General features: G+C 43.3%; 17 protein-coding genes. All 17 read right to left on the bottom strand.

Going from position 1 to position 18,329, the window contains the following annotated elements; all coding sequences use genetic code 11:
- Nucleotides 1–293: 293 nt before the first annotated feature.
- The 17 genes from ybaK to H8S64_RS13125 all read right to left on the bottom strand — a co-directional run bounded on the left by ybaK (nucleotide 294) and on the right by H8S64_RS13125 (nucleotide 18,316).
- Complete coding sequence (gene ybaK, locus H8S64_RS13205; protein WP_099293319.1) at nucleotides 294–776, bottom strand: Cys-tRNA(Pro) deacylase; 483 nt, start codon at nucleotides 774–776, stop codon at nucleotides 294–296.
- Nucleotides 777–839: 63 nt separating this feature from the next.
- Entirely contained in the window at nucleotides 840–4,136 is a 3,297-nt protein-coding gene (locus H8S64_RS13200) for a golvesin C-terminal-like domain-containing protein (protein WP_186976518.1), read from the bottom strand.
- 192 nt (nucleotides 4,137–4,328) lie between these two features.
- Nucleotides 4,329–5,978: a metallopeptidase TldD-related protein gene (locus H8S64_RS13195; protein WP_227217807.1), complete on the bottom strand. Its 1,650-nt coding sequence runs from the start codon at nucleotides 5,976–5,978 to the stop codon at nucleotides 4,329–4,331.
- A 94-nt stretch (nucleotides 5,979–6,072) separates the two neighbouring features.
- Nucleotides 6,073–7,776 carry a TldD/PmbA family protein gene (locus H8S64_RS13190; protein WP_186976516.1) on the bottom strand — a complete coding sequence of 568 codons (1,704 nt, stop codon included), beginning with the start codon at nucleotides 7,774–7,776 and terminating at the stop codon, nucleotides 6,073–6,075.
- Nucleotides 7,777–8,454: 678 nt separating this feature from the next.
- The gene (locus H8S64_RS13185; protein ID WP_186976514.1) at nucleotides 8,455–9,081 is read right to left on the bottom strand and encodes a DUF6266 family protein; all 627 of its coding nucleotides are present in this window, start codon (nucleotides 9,079–9,081) and stop codon (nucleotides 8,455–8,457) included.
- A gap of 117 nt (nucleotides 9,082–9,198) precedes the next feature.
- The gene (locus H8S64_RS13180) at nucleotides 9,199–9,801 is read right to left on the bottom strand and encodes an N-acetylmuramoyl-L-alanine amidase (RefSeq protein WP_186976512.1); all 603 of its coding nucleotides are present in this window, start codon (nucleotides 9,799–9,801) and stop codon (nucleotides 9,199–9,201) included.
- A 116-nt stretch (nucleotides 9,802–9,917) separates the two neighbouring features.
- Complete coding sequence (locus tag H8S64_RS13175; protein ID WP_186976510.1) at nucleotides 9,918–10,226, bottom strand: helix-turn-helix domain-containing protein; 309 nt, start codon at nucleotides 10,224–10,226, stop codon at nucleotides 9,918–9,920.
- Complete coding sequence (locus H8S64_RS13170) at nucleotides 10,216–10,596, bottom strand: type II toxin-antitoxin system RelE/ParE family toxin (RefSeq protein ID WP_186976508.1); 381 nt, start codon at nucleotides 10,594–10,596, stop codon at nucleotides 10,216–10,218. The genes H8S64_RS13175 and H8S64_RS13170 overlap by 11 nt, the downstream gene beginning before the upstream one ends.
- Before the next feature lie 191 nt (nucleotides 10,597–10,787).
- A complete protein-coding gene (locus H8S64_RS13165) occupies nucleotides 10,788–11,156 on the bottom strand; it encodes a 3TM-type holin (protein ID WP_099293337.1) in 369 nt (122 codons plus the stop codon).
- Nucleotides 11,153–11,422 carry a hypothetical protein gene (locus H8S64_RS13160; RefSeq protein ID WP_186976506.1) on the bottom strand — a complete coding sequence of 90 codons (270 nt, stop codon included), beginning with the start codon at nucleotides 11,420–11,422 and terminating at the stop codon, nucleotides 11,153–11,155. The genes H8S64_RS13165 and H8S64_RS13160 overlap by 4 nt, the downstream gene beginning before the upstream one ends.
- Before the next feature lie 29 nt (nucleotides 11,423–11,451).
- Entirely contained in the window at nucleotides 11,452–12,150 is a 699-nt protein-coding gene (locus tag H8S64_RS13155) for a hypothetical protein (protein ID WP_186976504.1), read from the bottom strand.
- Nucleotides 12,147–12,773 carry a DUF6266 family protein gene (locus tag H8S64_RS13150; protein ID WP_186976502.1) on the bottom strand — a complete coding sequence of 209 codons (627 nt, stop codon included), beginning with the start codon at nucleotides 12,771–12,773 and terminating at the stop codon, nucleotides 12,147–12,149. Before H8S64_RS13150 ends, H8S64_RS13155 begins: the two co-directional genes overlap by 4 nt.
- A 210-nt stretch (nucleotides 12,774–12,983) precedes the next feature.
- A complete protein-coding gene (locus tag H8S64_RS13145; protein ID WP_186976660.1) occupies nucleotides 12,984–14,573 on the bottom strand; it encodes an ATP-binding protein in 1,590 nt (529 codons plus the stop codon).
- 533 nt (nucleotides 14,574–15,106) lie between these two features.
- A complete protein-coding gene (locus tag H8S64_RS13140) occupies nucleotides 15,107–15,778 on the bottom strand; it encodes a PdaC/SigV domain-containing protein (RefSeq protein ID WP_176555117.1) in 672 nt (223 codons plus the stop codon).
- Between the two features lie 7 nt (nucleotides 15,779–15,785).
- Nucleotides 15,786–17,084: a thioredoxin family protein gene (locus tag H8S64_RS13135; protein ID WP_186976500.1), complete on the bottom strand. Its 1,299-nt coding sequence runs from the start codon at nucleotides 17,082–17,084 to the stop codon at nucleotides 15,786–15,788.
- A gap of 15 nt (nucleotides 17,085–17,099) precedes the next feature.
- Nucleotides 17,100–17,519: a hypothetical protein gene (locus tag H8S64_RS13130; protein WP_099293349.1), complete on the bottom strand. Its 420-nt coding sequence runs from the start codon at nucleotides 17,517–17,519 to the stop codon at nucleotides 17,100–17,102.
- Between the two features lie 26 nt (nucleotides 17,520–17,545).
- Nucleotides 17,546–18,316, bottom strand: a complete 771-nt coding sequence (locus tag H8S64_RS13125) for a hypothetical protein (protein ID WP_099293351.1) — start codon at nucleotides 18,314–18,316, stop codon at nucleotides 17,546–17,548.
- Nucleotides 18,317–18,329 lie beyond the last annotated feature (13 nt).

Below are 18,329 nucleotides of genomic sequence, written 5' to 3'. Positions count from 1 at the left end.
ATCCAACACTTTTTTCCCAAATAATGCAAAAAGCAGACCAAACAGTATAAACGTTGAAATAAAAAAATATGCCCTAAACAGACACAGATATCAAAAATTATTTTATCTTTGTTTAGAAACTCGTGCAGGTAGTTCTTTTCCATGTGATGTGTATTGCTTTTTCATAACTAAGATGAATAAAATTCAAATAAAAAGATAGCGCACGATAATCGTCCGCTGAACAAAAGAACGCTATACGCAAGTCAGACGGGGGCTGTTGGCACAGTCCCCGTTATTCGTGAAATTTACATATCTTATCCTATTAACGGACAAACCGTAGCCCTGACATACCCAATCAAATCTTCCGGTTTTAAACGAATTTGCAAACCCCGCACTCCGGCGCTGATGAAAATATATTCAAATTGCAGACATGAATCGTGAATAAACGTGGGAAAAGCTTTCTTCATCCCGATAGGAGAACAACCGCCCCGGATATATCCGGTCACGGGAAGTAATTCTTTCATAGGGATCAAATCGGCCTTCTTATTCCCGGATGCTTTCGCCGCCAACTTCAAATCGACCTCATGATCTCCGGGAATCACGCAAACGAAGTGACCGTTCCGATCACCATGCAGCACGAGGGTTTTAAACACTTGTTCGATATTCTCTTCCAATTGCGCCGCCACGTGTGTCGCGGCCAAATCATGCTCGTCTACCTCATAGGGAATCAACTCGTAGGCGATTTTTGCCTTATCCAACAACCTTGCCGCGTTAGTCTTGTTTACCTTCTCTTTCATAATCCCTTATTTTGCGGGAACAAAAATACACAAATTTCATCGAAACATACTTGAAAGCACACCTCATCTTTTCACGGGAACCCATCGCACTGCATCGGCGAATATAAGCTGCACGGCATCCCCTTCCCACCCGTAGTCTTCCGTTTTCTCCCAACTTAACGAATCCCCTCCCCGGTCACTTAGCAAAACACTGTATTCCCCTGCATTAAAATCAAATTTACCCAAAGAGATCCATCCGGCGTCCTCGTTATCCAGTATAACTTCCACGTCTGTCATTCCCTCGTTAGAACCGATCCGGTAAAAAAGCCGGGCACCCTTTATAAACGTACCGCGAGCGGGTGTCACCTGGATATTCGGCACATACACCAAAACATCGTACACCCCGGGAGCATCAATTTTCACTCTCCATTCCACTTCCGATTTTCCCGTTCCGGCTATTTTATAATAAGCACTTTTCACGATATCACCATAACACTCGGAACTGGTCACGTGAGTCCAACGTTCGTGATCATAGATATATTCATACTTTTTATGCTCTGTTTTTTCAGAGAAATAAGCTGCCAACTTCTCCCTCTTCTTCTTCTCGTGAATAATCACGTTATCGTCATCGACAACCAAACCCGGTTCTTTCCTTAAAAACACGGTACTGTCAGTATCCCAAATACCGGTACGCCCGTTTTTTGTTTTCTCCAACCGGTTTTCACCAAACTCCATAAGCTTATTCCCGGGAATATTCTGACAAAGATTCATATCCAAGAAAAAATAATCGTCACTTCCGAGCACAATTCGTATCTCTTTACAGCCGCGCGCCGGAACAAGGAAACTATGTTTTCCGGAAGAACTCCCTCCCTCTCCGGAAGTTCCCCTCTCGAGAATAGTGACAGTCCCATCCATCGGCGAAGGATTATACACTTTACAACTTGCTATCTTTTGCGCGTATTTCTCTTCCTCGAACAATTCCACCTTCATATCCCTTACATAAAAAACAGGCAGCATTTTCCCCTCGTAATACTTATCCAGAATATCACGGACATCTATCCCGAAACGAGCCTCGAACGCCTGTACAAACACGTCCAGCTCTATCCCGGCAAAAGCGTGTCGCTTCTTGAAATCTTTCGCGAAATCCACCAATTCCGACCTCCCCACGAGAGCCCGTAAATGACTCTCAATCTGAGCATATTTTCTATCCAACAATATACGCAGGTTATTCAATTTAATATCTTTATCCTCCAAAGCTTCCCGCAACGACTTGCCATCCCAATAATCCACCACTTCTTCATACTCCATATCTTCCGAGAAATAAATCATCGGACCGCGATACATCTCCTCTGCCGCCAGCAAATGATTAATGATACCCCCGACGCCCGGGTATTTGTCCGATGCCACGATTCCCCCGAAATCTTCAAACATGGCAACACAATTGAACGCCCCATCCTGAAGATTCAAAACCAAAATATTCCGTAAAGCGTCACTTTCCAATTCAAAACGCGTACGTTCATCATTTTCCCATGGCCAATACTGTACACGAAAATAATAAGCACTATACATTTTTTCCGGAACAAATATCATCTCCGGCAGAATAAACTCGCTTCCCACGCTCCCTTTTCGTTGATAGGGAATAAAATTCACGGGTGTTTCCACCACGGCAAAACGCCGGTACGGGTAATCGCCTCCCTTGTATTCCCAAACCTGACTTATAGGTTCTTGCAAAAGTATTTTCACGGAATCTGCACTTACCGTATAATCTCGTTCAAAAAAATCATGCCCCGGAAAATGATAAATCTCCATTTCCAAAGAATCCAAAACAATACTCTTTTTCTCGTAATGCCCCAAGCTCAAACTTAAACGGGGCAAAGGGTTACGGTTTTCAAAACTAACCACGTTCTCTTTCACGTTCATATTTCCCTGAGAAATCGCCGTTCTTGCCCCCACGTTCTCGACATGCAATGTATAACGGGTAAAATCATATCGACGAGTCAAAGGAGATAATATATTTACCGTGGGCACACTCACCGGATACCATAAACACTCGGGAACAAGAAATGTATAATCATCACCCACGCGGGCATAACACCATCCATGACGAAAAAATTGATGAGGGCGTCGGGAAAAAAGGACTAAACGCGTATCATGGAACTCTTTATCCGTGAAATCGGGATAACAGACCGCTTCATCAATAAATCCTTCGTACTCCATGCGAAGATTCAGTTCCTCCCCGGAATCCAATTCCCGATCCACGATAACAACCTGCCCCTCACGCGTGAAAGGTACGGTATTTTCCTCCCGATCCCTCAAACTTGTCACCTGCAAACCGGGATTCAGGTACAGTATCGGATTCTTCAACCGGTTCGTGCGCTCATTCTCAAGCACCAGTTCACTTGTCACGTACATTCTTTCCCCTGCTTGACGGAAACGGATATCATGAGTTTTCACGTGCACGTTATCCACTCCCGCGTACTTTTGAAATACTTCCCGGTACATTTCTCTCCGTGCATTTATCCCTTGAAACTTCCCGACATACAAAAATCCGCCAAAAACTCCTGCCAGAATAAAAACAATCCCGATTCCCCGAATGATTCGAATCACCCTGCTCCGATCCGACAATCGCTTCATCATTCCCACGGCTAACAGGATGAACCCGATACCGGACAACATGAAAATCCCTCTCTGCAATACCGTCCATGCCGGTTTTGCCAACCCCGTCACATCCGAGAACAAAAGCGGCAAAGCCCGTCCCCACGGGTCAAACACACCCCATAAAATCTCCCCTGTCCCGAAATAAAACGCCCCCAACAAAGCAAATAAAATAAGAATTGCCAAAGCATGATTCTTTATTTGATTGACAATAATTAATCCCAAGCCCAACACGAAAATCAACGAGGGAATCGTCAACACGACCATATAAATCAAATAAATTCCCGGCTGAAAAGTCCCCGGCTCCCCAAACAACAAATGTACCCCCATCCCACACGCCATCGTCAACACGTTCATCAACAAACACACCTCCAGTATCCCCAACACCTTTCCGGTCTGGTATATCGTATTCGTCACGGGACGGCTTAAAAACACCACGTTCGTTTCCAAACGTCGATCCCTCCTGACAAAATCCACCCCGACAAAGATGACCATGATTCCCTGCACCAGACTATATAACCACGCGTTCAAATAAGGAATATAGGAAGGCAAAGCGACCTCCGCCCAAGAACTAATTCCCCATCTTCCCCCTCCTTGCCATAACCATTGAAACCCGGTAATACCGACTAACACACAAATCATGAAAATCCAGAATAACTTCCCGCGTGCTATCAGTCTCCGCTCGTAACGAGCTATCAGGCGAATATTGTCAAATGTCTTTCTCATTTTAATACCAATTACATACCCATCCCTTCACAAAGGTAGTTTTTAAAACTAAAAGATAAAAGCTAAAAACTAAAAGTTACGTATATTATAACTTCTAGTTTTTAGCTTTCAGAATCCGGTTTATTCGTAAAATAAACCTGTAACTCGCCGCAGGCGAATGTAACCTGCAACCTGTAACTCGCCTCCGGCGATTTATCTCTGCAACGGGAATTTCAATACCGGTTCTTTCTCTTTCTTCGGTTCAGACTTGTTGATCTCCACGTCTTCAATCAAAATAGAAGCCGGGTAAATCAACGAAGACAACACCTGACGGTTCAAAATATAATTGGACACATTTTCCTTGCTGGAAATATCCAATACCCGTTTGATTTTCGACAGATTAATCGCGGAAACATCACCGAAACGAACCTGCGTTTCGCTACCGTCTTTCACGTCTACCTTGTAAATCCGGGAAGCTGTTCCTGCCATACTACGCACGATATAGGCATAATCCAATCCCTCGTCCTTGGCTGCCTTAATCAAGGCCTTTTTCATCTTATCCTGCTTCGTACCTTTATCCACCTCGATATGAATTGTTCCCGGTGCCGTCACGTAAACAATGTCCTGTCCCGTCATCACGAATCTGGAACTACCCGTGGAATGAGGAGTCTTCAATGAAGGTACTCGCCCGTTCAACATCTGGCGTAAAATACCTTTATCCACCAGCGTCATCTCCTTTGCCGGAACAACACCTTCCGCGTCAATCTCGTAAGCTCCCAATAACGGCACCCCGTTATATTTATCCAACGTGCTGTAATTCTTTACCGTCAAACGGTTATCCATGATCTTTCTTCCGATACGTCCGTCCAAAGTCTTGGCTGCACCTCCACGACCGCCTTCAGGTTTCCGGTAAGCGAACAATCCGCCTTGATTCAACAAGTTGTTCGTGAAAATAGCTGAACTGGCACCATCCTCGAAAAGCACCGGACCGGAATAAAACTCTTCCACTTCGGGAGCATCTTTCAATTTAATCAGATTCTCGGCAAAAGCTTTTACGTTTTTCTTCAGCTCTTCCAGTGAAGGCATATCCTGCGGACGAGCTACCAACACGGAATAGACATCTCCGATTTTCACGCCGTCCGCCGTGTTCACGAATCCCTGTGCATAGAAATTAACGTAAGAAACCGGTTGCTTCATGGTTACCCCTTCGCTGGTTTGCTTGTACACTTCCATGTCCAGACCGCTGATACCCACGGATGAATTGTAAATATCCTTGTAACCCTTGAAGATAGCGGAAAGTTCACGAATCGCGTTTTCCCACTCTTTCATGTTAATATCATAGGGCTTGCTCTCCACTATTTTCGTGATCGGCTCTGCCTTTACCAGATCAGGTAAAGCAGCCTCTTCCGGTGTTTGCGGGTTAGCTTTCAAGGCAGCCTCTTTAGCCGCTGATTCCTGTAATGCCCATTTATAAGCAGCATCCGTCACCAACCAGTAGTTCTGACGAATCATATCATAATCCGCCTCGGCAGGCATACCTATTTTCAAGAATTGACCGATGTAACGGGAATCACTCGTGTTATCATAATTTCCCAACAGCAATTGCGAAGAACCGATACCCATCCAAGGTAATTCCATTGAACTCGTGATAGCCCCCAACACTCCCGATACCTCGAATTGACGATATCTTCCTAGAGAATAGGACAAATAAAACGGCTTATCCATTCCCGGCAAAGCCAAATTTTCCTTATTTCTCTGCAACTCATCCTGCATGGCTTTAAAAATCACCTGATCTTGCTCGCTTTGTGCGACAACCGGACCGAGCAGCAGGAAAAACAATAATAGTGATAATATATATTTCATCGTATTAATTTTAGATTTAATGATTTTAGATTTTAGATTTCCCCGCTCATGCCAACACTCCTTTTAACTCTAAATTCTAAACGTCAAATTTCTTTTAGTTTTTAGCTTTTTTCTCCAATCCCGGAGCCGATAAAATCGGTAAAATATCCTGTGATTTGGCTTTCCGTTGCGTTTCTACTTTGTTTACCAAAATAGTCGGAGAAATTGCCGTAACAGGGATAGAACCGGACTCGGCACCACACATACCCGTGAATACACGAGCATCATTTCCCGCGTAAATAATATTCGAGAACATGGAAAGGGGAGTTCCGATCAGGTCCACGCCGCGTACCAATTGGTCGGGACGACCGTCCGCGAACACTTTGTACACTTCTAGCGGGGTAACGTTAAAGGAGTTCGTTCCCCCTTTTCCGGTGAACGTGAATCCACTCGTTACCTCTTTAAAGAAATAACCGTATTCTTTACCTTGTTTTTTCACTTCCTCGATCAACAATTGGCGCAACTCTTCCGGAGTTTTCGGGTTAGAAGTCTCGATCACCAAATTAGACTGGCGAGATACCGGGTCAAATCCACCCATAGCCCGCGCGTGCCCGTTCGAGCGAGGATGCCCGTCAATCGGGGTGCGAGTCATCAGGAACTCGTTCAACTTGCCGTTCACAACCACGTCTACCCGTTCAGCCTTCACACCTTGGTCGTCATATTTATAGAAACCGTTCAAATCCTCCCCGGCATATTCCCGGATTGTCGGGTCATCATACACGTGCATATCAGCAGGCAACACGTACTCACCAACCATTTTTTTGAACGTCTGTCCGTCACTCTCACTCTTCATGCGTTGTCCTTCAACACGGTGACCGAATATCTCGTGGAAGAATACCCCGCTGGCAGGACCGGACAACAAAGCCGGACCCGTGTAGGGATCTACCATCGGAGCGACACGCAATGCTTCAAGAGTTTTTACCATTTCTTTCGCGTCGGCGATGATCTTGTCGTTTGACGGCAGATCTTTCGGATCATAAGCAAAATAAGAAAGATTCAACGGCAATTCCATTCCGTCGTCAGCCTTCGTCTCTCCGAATACCATAATCCGGGCATACGGCAGATTCTGAACAACCTCCGTACCTTCGCTATTCACGAAATAACGTCTTTCCACGGTATAAATCATCATAGCGTCACCTTGCATGATGCCGGGTTGATTTTTGAACACGGCGGAAATTTCCTTCAACCGTTTCGCCCACTCGTCCAGATCAATTTTAGTTTTTTCTACCGGGAGCGGAGCCTCGTAATACTTTTCTACCGGAACATCCGAGAAATAAGGAGCCTTATCCTCTTCCTCCACGTTCACCGTCGTCTGCGCTTTGGTTCTCTGGTACATATCCACGGCAAACTTGTAACGGTTGTTTGTTTCGTTCCAGATAGCTTGACGAATGGCATCTTCATTATTATCCTCGTCCAAAGGCAATCTGGCTGACGAAGGCTGTTGCGCCCCCATCTGGGCAAACTTGAAATTATCTAATGTTGCATCTCCCAAACGAATTTGCGGTACTAAAGTCCGGGAACGATATTGCTGACTGTTCATCAACGCCCCGAAAGAAGTGGATACCACGGACGTGGTCACATCAATAACCCTGTAATTCATGTGATACGGGGGAAACTCTTCGCCTTTCAGTTCCTTCATCTGTTGTGCCAACTCTTCCTTGAGTAAACTCAACAACTTATCCTGTGCCTGCCCGTAAGTTTTCGGTACAAACAACAAGGTGAGAAAGCAACTCAAAATAATCCATACTGTTTTTCTCATGTGTGTAATAGTTTTAATCTTGTAAATAATAAATAGTCTGAAAACACGCACTATTTTCGATAACAAATATAAAACGATTCTGTATGGTTACAAAATGCAATCGATTTAAATTTTAGTTAAACCCGAGAAAAAATAAAAAAAGGGGATTTCCCATCACGGTACTTTCACCCTCCTAGACAAATTAGAATTCAAAAAACATTACATTTACATGTAACTATCTTGTAAAAAAAACGTTTTCAAAAAAGCCTCCGGTTATTAAATAGAACGTCAACTCGGATTTAACAAAAAAAGTGTATGCACACTTCCGGAGGCTTATTCCTTCATTTGTGCTATACACTTCTTTATTATTTCTCGAATTGACAAAGCAAAGGTATAGATTTCTTTATTAAAAACCACATAAAAATAAAATAATTTATACTTTAATTCCGACCTTCAATATTCCACCTGCTACCTCCCTACTATATTCTTCGTCAATATCACACACCTATTACACTATGTGTAAATAGGTTAATCAAATGATCTGCCATCTGCGACAACACCGAATTAAAACTCAATGTCGAGAACATTCCTATTATAAAATAATTCATACGATTGAAAGTTGAAAATTGAAAATAATAGAAGCCAGCCGCCCCGACGCAAAGCCCCGTGCGACTGAAATCTAAAATCAAAAATGGCAAATCAAGAAATCAATAAGCTGTCCGATGCCATCTTCCCATTATCCAGCGTGGCGAAGCAATACGCTTTAACCTTAGTGTTGTCCCACTCATCCGGTAGCGCATAACTCGTGCTACCACCTTCACCGCGGACTCTCAACGTTATTAATCTCGCCCGCTCTCGTACCGTCTCGTACAACACGCCATACACTTGATCTCCGGCAAACGCGTACCCATCCTCTTCCTCTTGCATCTCTTGCACAAACTGGAACTTCTTACTTTCCTCATCGTAATTCACGGTCACCTTTGGCGGATTAAGCATCCCCGCGGCAACCTGCAAAAGATCGAAATCTATTGTTCCCACGTTTTTCTCATCCACGGTTACCGCTTTCATATTCCGTGCCACGAAAGCATTCGATGTGGTCCCGTTCCCCACACCCACGAAGCCTTTCCGAATGATCGGCAGAAGACTTCGGGATAACTGTACCACAGCTTTCATTTTCGCCCGCTGTACCAGTATCTCCGGTGTCGGGTTGTCTTTCCTTGAAAAAACTTTCGCTTTCGCGATATTTTTCCTTCTCGTGTAACACAACGTGATGTTACCTACTGATTTTCTCGCTTTACCTAACAAATAAGAATTAAATTCTGCCATAAAACAATTGAAAATTAAAAGTTGAAAATTGAAAATTTACTTATTCTGTGATTGCCGATTAAACGATTCCGTAATTACAAAATCATAAATCGGAAATCATAAATCATAAATCATAAATCATAAATTCTTAAACGCCTCTTCCAACGCCGGTCCCGGATCCTGTTTTCTTGTTGTTATATCCGAGTGGCCTACCACGTTCTTGATCGGGTAATGTTTTTGAAGCAATCGGCAAACTTGTGCCAATACCTGAACCTGTACCCGCGTGTAGCGATGCCAAAAAGTCGGCACGTCCCCCTTGTCATCCGTGTACACCTCTTCTACCGGGACCTCCCGACCACATTCGGCAAACAACTTTTTCCCTTTCTGCCGGAGTTTCCCGAGATTATCCAACTCGATCCCGATAGAATAATGATTCAATTCGGCACGTCCCGCGTACCAGCTTCTTCCGGCATGCCATGCCTCGATATTGAACGGCACAAGTTGAAAAACTTTCCCGTCCCGCCCGATTACCAGATGTGCCGAAGCCGCCACATCCGGCCGGGTAAGATAAATCGCGGAAGATTCACCACTCACACCCGCGGTATAATGCAACACGATCATATCCGGCTCCTTTAACGGGCGTGTATTCTTCGAACACACCAAATGCACCACCCCATCCCCGTCACCCATCAAACGATGGTTGACAATTGAAAATGGAGAATTAAAAATTGAAAATGCCATACTAAATAATTTAAAGTTTAAAACAATAAAAAGTTATTTACTCATACAAATGCAAAAAAAGGCGTGTAAACCTTGATAATTGGTTTACACGCCTTTTATAATAAAAGATTTAATTTCTACATGATAGTGAAGCTGATTTTCCGCCCCAATCCTTGAAATATTTTAAACAACGTAGAAAGCTGAATATCTGTATGACCGTTTTCTATACGGGAGATATAACTTTTTTTTGTTCCGATTTTAGCCGCAAGTTGTTCTTGCGTCATCCCTGCTTTCAAACGTTCGGCTTTCAATTGTTCTCCGATGATAAAAGCCTCACAACTATTTTCAAAGTTATCACGCTCCGCTGTCCCCGGTACACCGAAATCTTCAGTAATCAAATCCTCTATCGGGGTACATCCCATTGTTTTCAATTCTTCATTGTTCATCTCTTCCTCCTCCTTTCATTTCTTTATTAGCAAAATATTCATGCATAAGCCGTTTAGCTCGTTCGATCTCCCCCAAGGGAGTCTTTTGTGTTTTCTTCTGAAACCCGTTAAACAATATCACTAGATTTCCTTCATCCATACAACAGAAAATACGATAAATATTTCCACCTTCTTCTACTCGAATTTCATAAAGTCCCTTTACTCCGGTAATAGCTTTAAAAAATCTCTCAGGTATCTGCTCTAAAGTCATTATATAAATAAAAACCTGATAAACTTTACGCAATGCATCCCTAGACAAGTCCTTCTTGAACTCTTTGAAGTAGTCAGCATAAACCACTACTTGGCGGACATATTTTCTCTTTTCTGTCATAGATAAATATTCTACGCACAAAGATAACTAATTAGTGAACAAAGAACAATTATTTTACTACTTTATTTCATTATACGTGCAAACCAATATATCAAAGAACATTTTTTTCACCCCAACAATTTCACGCTCACGAATCAATCAAAGCCCCCCAATCACGGAATTACCTAATCGGCAATCATTAAATCACTGAATTAGCGCCGCTTGCGTGTGAAAGCCTGCATAATTTTCTCCCCGCTCCTTCCCACCACGTATCCGCCTATTCCGATTTCCAGTAAATCCCAGAAGCGGGAAGTATCGGAGAGAATCGGCAGACTCGTGAAAGTACCGACAAGAACAATCAAGGCAAATATCAACATTACCAACGGTCGCCACGAGCGTTGTAACCAATTGCCACGAGCTTCTTCCACCAACACGGCAGTCCGAGCTTCCATCACCCGTTGTTCCCACTCCATGAACACCCGCAACAGATCCGTTTCCAGTTGCTTTTTCTCCCTCGCCGGGAGCGTCAGGCGATCGACCAACTCGCCAACCGCACTGACAATTCCGGTTACAGGCTTCATTTCCAGCCTTGAATTTTAATAAAATCCGACGGATAATAATACCTCCTCCCACAAATCTGACATTTCCGCACCTTATCTTTCTCCGCGTACCGTTCCAAAGTGCGGCGGTGAATCTCCAATTTTTTGCATAAAGCCTCCTCACTCATCATCTGCTCGAAAGGAGATTGTTTCAACTCCCGTAACCTCGACTCGATCATGCACAAACGCAGAGAAATACCCTCTTGCAACTCGACTACTGTCACCAGTAATTTTTCATTCTTTTCCATCGTTCATTATAAATATAGGATTAATATTATCACCATCTCCTCGCATCCAATTTTTCAATATGATCTTCCAGCGACGTCCTCAATCGCTCGATCAACGCCGTCGGGTGGGGTCTTGCCAGCGACTTGCTGATCAACGAGTAATAATCCGGGTTCAAAGGCAGATTCCATACCCGGCAGAAAAAACGAATAAACTCCTTTTCCGTCATATCCCCCGTCAGACACCGCACGATACCCGAACGATAGAAACAAGCCAACAACTCCCCCAGTTCCATATCGTCTAACGACAAGGTAAACACGGAAGGCAACACCGCAGGTTCCGAACAAAAACATCGGGCATAACGCAGGTACGACTCTCTCTGCACCAGCACGAAACGATTGATCATTTCCCGTGTATCGGCATCCAGCTGTTTGAACTGCACCAACTCATCTCCCCGCGTAATCCTCAAGTAGCGATGCAATGTCCCGTCTTTCCGGGGTGAGAACACCTCTTCCAATTCCAACACCCGTTCGCTCAACATCTTCCAGATCATAAAACTCCGCTGTCCCCGGACTGCAGTCTCCGCCATCATCGGACAAACCGCCAATTCCAGATCCAAAAGTTCCAAACGCATCCCCCCTTCCCATTCATAACCGTTATAACGAATCGGAGCTACAGGATCGCCCGTCAATTCCGCCTTTGCCTCAAACAATAGATTCAAGTACTTCAATAAATCATTTTTCTTGCTCATATCTTCAGGTATTGTGTATTAGAAAACGCTTTCCTGTCGGGAGTCCCGAAAAAACAATAAATATGCACCCGGGTTCCCTTTCTCCTCGTCAACGGGAATGTCACCTTTTCATCCAAACGCTTGGCCCCGATTCCCTCCACGACTACCGGGGAAAAAGAACGATTCCCGTACAACAACACGACAGTCAACCCGTCGTCGGCATCCCCGAATCCGTCCCACGTGTCAGCCTCCCATCGCAATGTCACCCGGTCTTCAGCGTCCACCTCCGCCTCCAACTCGTACACACCCCGGCGTCTCCCTGCCGAGAATTGCAGTAACGAAAAATCCCCGATTTTCCCGTTCGCCTTAAAGGCTTCCAGATTCATCTTCATAAACAAGGAATAACCATTCATCCTCGTCCCTTTTGCCGATACGTCCAGCACATCCCGCAACGAAGTTTCTTTCAATTTCTGGTAAAAACGCACTGCCACCCGGAACCTCGAACGTACCGCCTGCTGTTTCGGCGTATTGGGATCATTTCTATTCACCGCCAAAGCCTTGGCGAACGTTTTTCCGTTCATGGTACAGAAAACGGTGTTCCCCACTTTCCCCCGAATCTTAAATAAACTACTTACTTCTGCCATAATTTTTCATTTAAAAATTTATACTCCAAAATCTACTGACATATCGTCAAACTTTGATGATGCAAACATACAACCCTTTCACCCGTCCGCCTTGCAGGGTGAACATGGACAATTCGTGACAATAACAGACTCTCACCAAAAAAGACAAAAAAAATCAGGAGATGTGGCAAAACACACCTCCTAATGAATTACAATTTTTTCCGCGAACTATTACTCGACCACCTTCCAATCCGACACTGTTCCCGTTTCCGATGAGAAACTAACCCCGATACGATACAGCCGACGCTCATCTTCCAAGTAAGGCAACGCGTACCCCTTCTCCTCTATCTGGCGCAATGCCTCGTCCGCCGTACCGTCTAGCTTGAATTCGAAAATATAAATATAATGATCGGTCTCGATGATACAATCCACTCGTCCCTCGCTCTGCTGCTTCTCCGTGTAAACCGTGTAAACGCTAACCAAACGCATCAACAAATAGAACGTGTAATGAAAATACCGCTCTTTCTCCCGTTCGTTTTCCTTACGCCGCATCGTGTAAGGAATACTACTCAAAAACGAGGTCAACAAGCGACGGAATTTTTCCGTGTCACCATCCTGTAAGGTATCCACCGTATCCTGTACCCAATTATTAATGCTTGTTCGCGGCTTCAAGTAATCTGAAGCCACCATGGTCAAGAAACCGTTTTTCACCTCGTTATTCGGGAAATCGAGCAAAAACGTATTACGACGCATATTGTATCCTTTGATCGTCAAGTAACCACTCTGGTAGATCATCGGTAAAGGTTTTTCAACGTCTGCCTTGTAATCCACAAATTCAGGAGTTTCATAATAACGCCCCGTCAGTTCATTCAGATTTTCTCTAGTGTGATTCAATAGACGAATAAGATAAGACGGGGTACCACTCCGGAACCAATAATCTTGAATCATCATTGCATCCAAAGCATTCAATAAACTGAACGGGTTATAAACATCCACTAACCGCGGACCGAAATGATAACCGTCATACTGACGTTTCAACAACTGCCTCATCCCTTCCGCATCATAATGATAAACCTCTGCCATCTCCGTCATGGGTGATGCAAAATAATAATCCAACTCATCTTGCGTAATCCCGCAAAGAGCCTCATACCGACCATCCATACTGATATCTTTCGGTTGATTGAAACCACTGAACACGCTCACCTGCGAGAATTTCGTCACTCCTGTCAGGAAAACAAATTGCAAATGCTCGTCAGCTGCCTTGAAAACAGAATAAAAACCTTTCAGTACCCCACGGTTCCATTCCTCCAGCAGCATCCGGTTGCCATCCACGGTCACCTCTATATTTGTATCCAACACGTCAAGAATCGGCTTGTCATATTCATCTATCAACACCACGACTCGATGCCCCGTCCACTCGTGTGCTTTCTCTAGCAATTGGATAAAACGATCCCCCACGTCCAAACCTCCATTTTCTAAACCGAATTCTTCCTCCCAACGGGATACATATCCTTGGAGCACGTTCTCTAACGTTTCCCCTTTCAAAAAATTCCGTCCGTTAAAATCAATATGAAACACCGGATACACCAACCAATCCTTCTCCAATTCGTCAATCGCCAGCCCCTTGAAAAGTTCCTTCCGTCCCAAAAAATAATTCTTCAGTGTAGACACCAAAAGACTCTTCCCGAAACGACGCGGACGACTCAAAAAATAGATTTTTCCTTCTTTCACCAACGAGTAGACCAAGGCGGTCTTGTCCACGTAAACATAACCGTCCTCGATGATTTGGTCAAAACTCTGGATTCCTATCGGGTACTTCATCTTCAAAATCGTTTTAAAGTTGTTCATACAAAGATATTACAATATTTTCCATGTCCCAACATGTCAAAGAACTTTTACTGATTCCTTCTGAAAATCTGCCAATTATCTCTCACGTTAAAATCTTAACCAGCCCCTTCTCTCGTTCTTTCCCCGTTGTTCTGTCATTCTTTCCCCGTTTCGAAACGACTAAACTTTGACTGCACAACGTGAGAACATCTTACCCCCTTCTCGTACTCGGCTTTTCCGCCCCCCTTATATTATCAGATTTTGTTGATGCAATCATACAATTGCTTCAACGACTTGCCTTGCAGGGACAGTATGGACAATTCAATACAATTTTGGACAATAAAAAAATCTCTCTTTTTCCATCGGTAAATTACCAACACACCATTTTTATCAGTTCAATACATCACATAAAAATAGGCTGGAATTAATCTTCGTTCCCACAAAAATTCTCCTCCAGCCTATTAAAATTTCAGAACAAAAGCCTCAACACTTTAGTTTTCCGAAATTTGTATTTGAAGCACACTACACTATTTTATCAATAGACAATTATTCAATTTTGAACAATCAACATTAATTATAGCATCCCCACAAGCACCTGCTCCCAACACGTATTTCCCGTAAGTGAAGCACAGTTTTTTACCCGTAAAATTTAGAGCTGAACAAGTGTTTACCGTTGGCTGTTCGGAAAAACATTCATCCGGATTTTTAAATTCCTGTTTTAATACCCGGTTGATCTCGTTTGCTTGTTTCAAATCCAGTATATCCCCCTTAGATAAGAATTTACCGTTTTTCAAATCATAATTCAAAGCATAGTACTTCGTTTCCCCGTTCGCTCCACCTAAAGAGATATACACTTTCAGACGCAAGCTGATATAATTGCTGTTCGCCATAAATACACTGTCCTCCACGAACATTTCCAAAGGCCGCATAGGTTCGGCATCAGGAATCGTATCAAACGCTTGATTATACGCTTTTACTTGAACTTTAAAATCATTTTTCAAACTATCAATCAACGCGGCAACCCGGTCATTGACAACTTTACACTTTTGGGGATCTGTCGAAGAAAATACCGGTTTTGATATTTGTATTTCCCATATCTCCGTGTTATCGTTTTCTTGCTCTTTCTGCACATTGATATTCTCCGTCTGGCATCCTGTCAAAACGGAAAAAACGATTCCAATCAATATTAAAAATTTCATATTCATTTTATTCTTCTTGTAATAATTCCAATTCACCTAATTTACGATTAACAACATTCTGAATCATGAGTTGTGTCATTTGCATATCCAACTGGTAAGATGCCAACAGAGCCTGATTATAGCACTCTTTCGCGCTGCCGTACTCTGCCATCATCTTGTAAGAATCACCAAGCATTACCAGATAATTTATTTTATCCATGGAAGCCACGTCTTTATCCTGTAATGCCTGCTTCATCCATTCCACGGCTTGCATATGCGCCTCTTTCGGTAATTTACTGCCCATGGCATCATACATATTTTGTGCGGCACCACCGTAATCCTCCCCGGTAGCATTTGCTCCCAAAATTTTAAAATAGTCATTCATCTGTTCCATGTATTTTTTCACGTCTTTCTCATAATACAAGGTATAGATACCATCATAATAACTCTTGGATTTCTCGTAAGGTGACACGTCGGTTTTGGCTATCACGTCGTATGCCGCTTTCAAATCACCCCGTACACGTTCCAGATACTTTTTATACTCTTCCTTCCCTGCCTTGGCAAGATTTTTCATCACGTTATCGTTATGCTCGATAATGAAATACGCCGGGGCATCACCCATCACCTGACGGTAAGCCGCTAGATTCTTGTTGATAAACTCGATCAAAGGATCGTCCTGTTTCGTGTTATCGTGATACGTGAGAATGATATTATAGTCCGTTTTATTGATTAAATCCGCCCCCATCTTCTGCTTTATGTATTCGCTATACATTTTATTGACGCGGCTCACCCACTTTTCAGACTCGATTCCTTCTTGTGCTGACACGAAAGCAGGAGCCTCTTTCAAAAGTTGCTGAAGAACATCCAAATCGTTTTTAGAACGCTTGTATTGGGCGTACAAATCCTCAAAACCCAATTCTTCACCCGTCGCAACCTTACCTTGCTTCAAAAATTCCTCTATTGACATGGAACCCGTTTTCTGTAAAACCACTTTCCCATCGGAACGGACGTAAGCCAAGGTTGGATAAGCACTGATTTTGAATTGTTTCACTACCGCCTTGTTTGCCGGATCTTCCGCATTCAACTGGATAGCGATGAATTTACCGTTATAATATTCTCCCACACTTTTATCCGTGAATACCTCTTTCGCCATCATTTTACAAGGACCGCACCACTCGGTATAAAAATCAATAAAAACCATTTTATTCGTCTCGGCTGCTTTCGCTAACGCCTCTTGATAATTTCCCTTGAAAAAATTGATACCCTGCCCTGCAACGTTAAATACCGCAATCAGACAAACCATCATCACTAAAATACTTCTTTTCATTCTATTTCTTTTTTATCATTCAACAATAAAAGTAAATGCATTTTTCAATTCCGCAGAATAGTCCTCGTTGTATACCCGCAAACTGACCAGATAGTGCCCCTTGGGGACTTTCGTGTGTAAAGGCAATTCCATGATACCACCTCCACGTACAACTACTTCCTGTTTGAATGCTTCCGCATCCCCTCCCTCGGTTGCAGTCACGTTCACCAATTCATAATTCAAGGGATTCGTCCCCAGTACTCCCTGTATTTTAGGAGATACCCAATTGGCATCGTTCATTATCCGGAGTTCATCTTCCTCCGGGTCTAATTCCTTCCGCACGACAATTGAAGTTGGATCATATTCCGCATTGTCTGCTTTTAAATACCCGACCTTCACGTCATGACAACTCCATAACGCAAATACCAGAAAAAATACACTATATATCGATTTCATCTTTTATATTTAATTGGTTAATAATACTATTCAAAATCGTCCGGAGTTGTTTCCTCCTGAGTGAAAATAAAATCTCCCAAAGTGAAATTATAATGCAAGGAATGGACAACACCATTCGTCGGCTCGATATTAGTAGACGCAATGTCTATATGTTTCCCTCTATTGTCCAAAGCTTTAATAAATAGTACAATTGCACCTACTCCCGCAACCTCGTTGTAAGAATCTTGAAAAGAATAAATCCAGAAACGATTGCCCATTTCACCAGTGAAAACAGTTCCCCCGGTACCTTTATATTGATCCGGATTTTCATCTTCAGTATTCTCGTCACCACCATCACCCATATCTCCGTCAGGATATTCCCAATCGTCACCGGAGTCATCCCAATTATCGCCGGAGTCATCCGTATTTTCTTGAGCAATTTCCTTACCGAGAGGAATATCGTCACGCATATGTTTCCCTTTGACAACACATTCCATGATCATCTTGTAACAAGTATCGACCTCGATTTCCGCCACACTGGAATATCCTTTTTGCAACATATACCGACGGATAGAGTGGTTTGTCGGACCAAAGAATGTAATTTGCTCGTAACCTGCCCTTTTACCTTCAAACAAATCCACCAGATTCGCTCTCTCGACCATCAAGCGGGTGCTATCCCAATCATAATGATTGGATTGCAGGTACTCGTACATATTTCCGTCGAACTTCCCGTTGACCAAGCCCGTCTCTATCATATTGTATTTCGTGTTGCACGAAATCAACAGAAACAAACCGACAATTGATATAATACATTTCATATTTTAATTTCTT

Source organism: Butyricimonas hominis (genome assembly GCF_014287455.1).
Taxonomy (GTDB): domain Bacteria; phylum Bacteroidota; class Bacteroidia; order Bacteroidales; family Marinifilaceae; genus Butyricimonas; species Butyricimonas muris.
This window is presented reverse-complemented; position numbering and strand designations above follow the sequence as displayed.

What these genes read in the sequence shown, in the direction of transcription:
- ybaK (WP_099293319.1), bottom strand. Translation starts at nt 776, where the DNA reads ATGAAAGAGAAGGTAAACAAGACTAACGCGGCAAGGTTGTTGGATAAG.
- H8S64_RS13200 (WP_186976518.1), bottom strand. Translation starts at nt 4,136, where the DNA reads ATGAGAAAGACATTTGACAATATTCGCCTGATAGCTCGTTACGAGCGG.
- H8S64_RS13195 (WP_227217807.1), bottom strand. Translation starts at nt 5,978, where the DNA reads ATGAAATATATATTATCACTATTATTGTTTTTCCTGCTGCTCGGTCCG.
- H8S64_RS13190 (WP_186976516.1), bottom strand. Translation starts at nt 7,776, where the DNA reads ATGAGAAAAACAGTATGGATTATTTTGAGTTGCTTTCTCACCTTGTTG.
- H8S64_RS13185 (WP_186976514.1), bottom strand. Translation starts at nt 9,081, where the DNA reads ATGGCAGAATTTAATTCTTATTTGTTAGGTAAAGCGAGAAAATCAGTA.
- H8S64_RS13180 (WP_186976512.1), bottom strand. Translation starts at nt 9,801, where the DNA reads ATGGCATTTTCAATTTTTAATTCTCCATTTTCAATTGTCAACCATCGT.
- H8S64_RS13175 (WP_186976510.1), bottom strand. Translation starts at nt 10,226, where the DNA reads ATGAACAATGAAGAATTGAAAACAATGGGATGTACCCCGATAGAGGAT.
- H8S64_RS13170 (WP_186976508.1), bottom strand. Translation starts at nt 10,596, where the DNA reads ATGACAGAAAAGAGAAAATATGTCCGCCAAGTAGTGGTTTATGCTGAC.
- H8S64_RS13165 (WP_099293337.1), bottom strand. Translation starts at nt 11,156, where the DNA reads ATGAAGCCTGTAACCGGAATTGTCAGTGCGGTTGGCGAGTTGGTCGAT.
- H8S64_RS13160 (WP_186976506.1), bottom strand. Translation starts at nt 11,422, where the DNA reads ATGGAAAAGAATGAAAAATTACTGGTGACAGTAGTCGAGTTGCAAGAG.
- H8S64_RS13155 (WP_186976504.1), bottom strand. Translation starts at nt 12,150, where the DNA reads ATGAGCAAGAAAAATGATTTATTGAAGTACTTGAATCTATTGTTTGAG.
- H8S64_RS13150 (WP_186976502.1), bottom strand. Translation starts at nt 12,773, where the DNA reads ATGGCAGAAGTAAGTAGTTTATTTAAGATTCGGGGGAAAGTGGGGAAC.
- H8S64_RS13145 (WP_186976660.1), bottom strand. Translation starts at nt 14,573, where the DNA reads ATGAAGTACCCGATAGGAATCCAGAGTTTTGACCAAATCATCGAGGAC.
- H8S64_RS13140 (WP_176555117.1), bottom strand. Translation starts at nt 15,778, where the DNA reads ATGAAATTTTTAATATTGATTGGAATCGTTTTTTCCGTTTTGACAGGA.
- H8S64_RS13135 (WP_186976500.1), bottom strand. Translation starts at nt 17,084, where the DNA reads ATGAAAAGAAGTATTTTAGTGATGATGGTTTGTCTGATTGCGGTATTT.
- H8S64_RS13130 (WP_099293349.1), bottom strand. Translation starts at nt 17,519, where the DNA reads ATGAAATCGATATATAGTGTATTTTTTCTGGTATTTGCGTTATGGAGT.
- H8S64_RS13125 (WP_099293351.1), bottom strand. Translation starts at nt 18,316, where the DNA reads ATGAAATGTATTATATCAATTGTCGGTTTGTTTCTGTTGATTTCGTGC.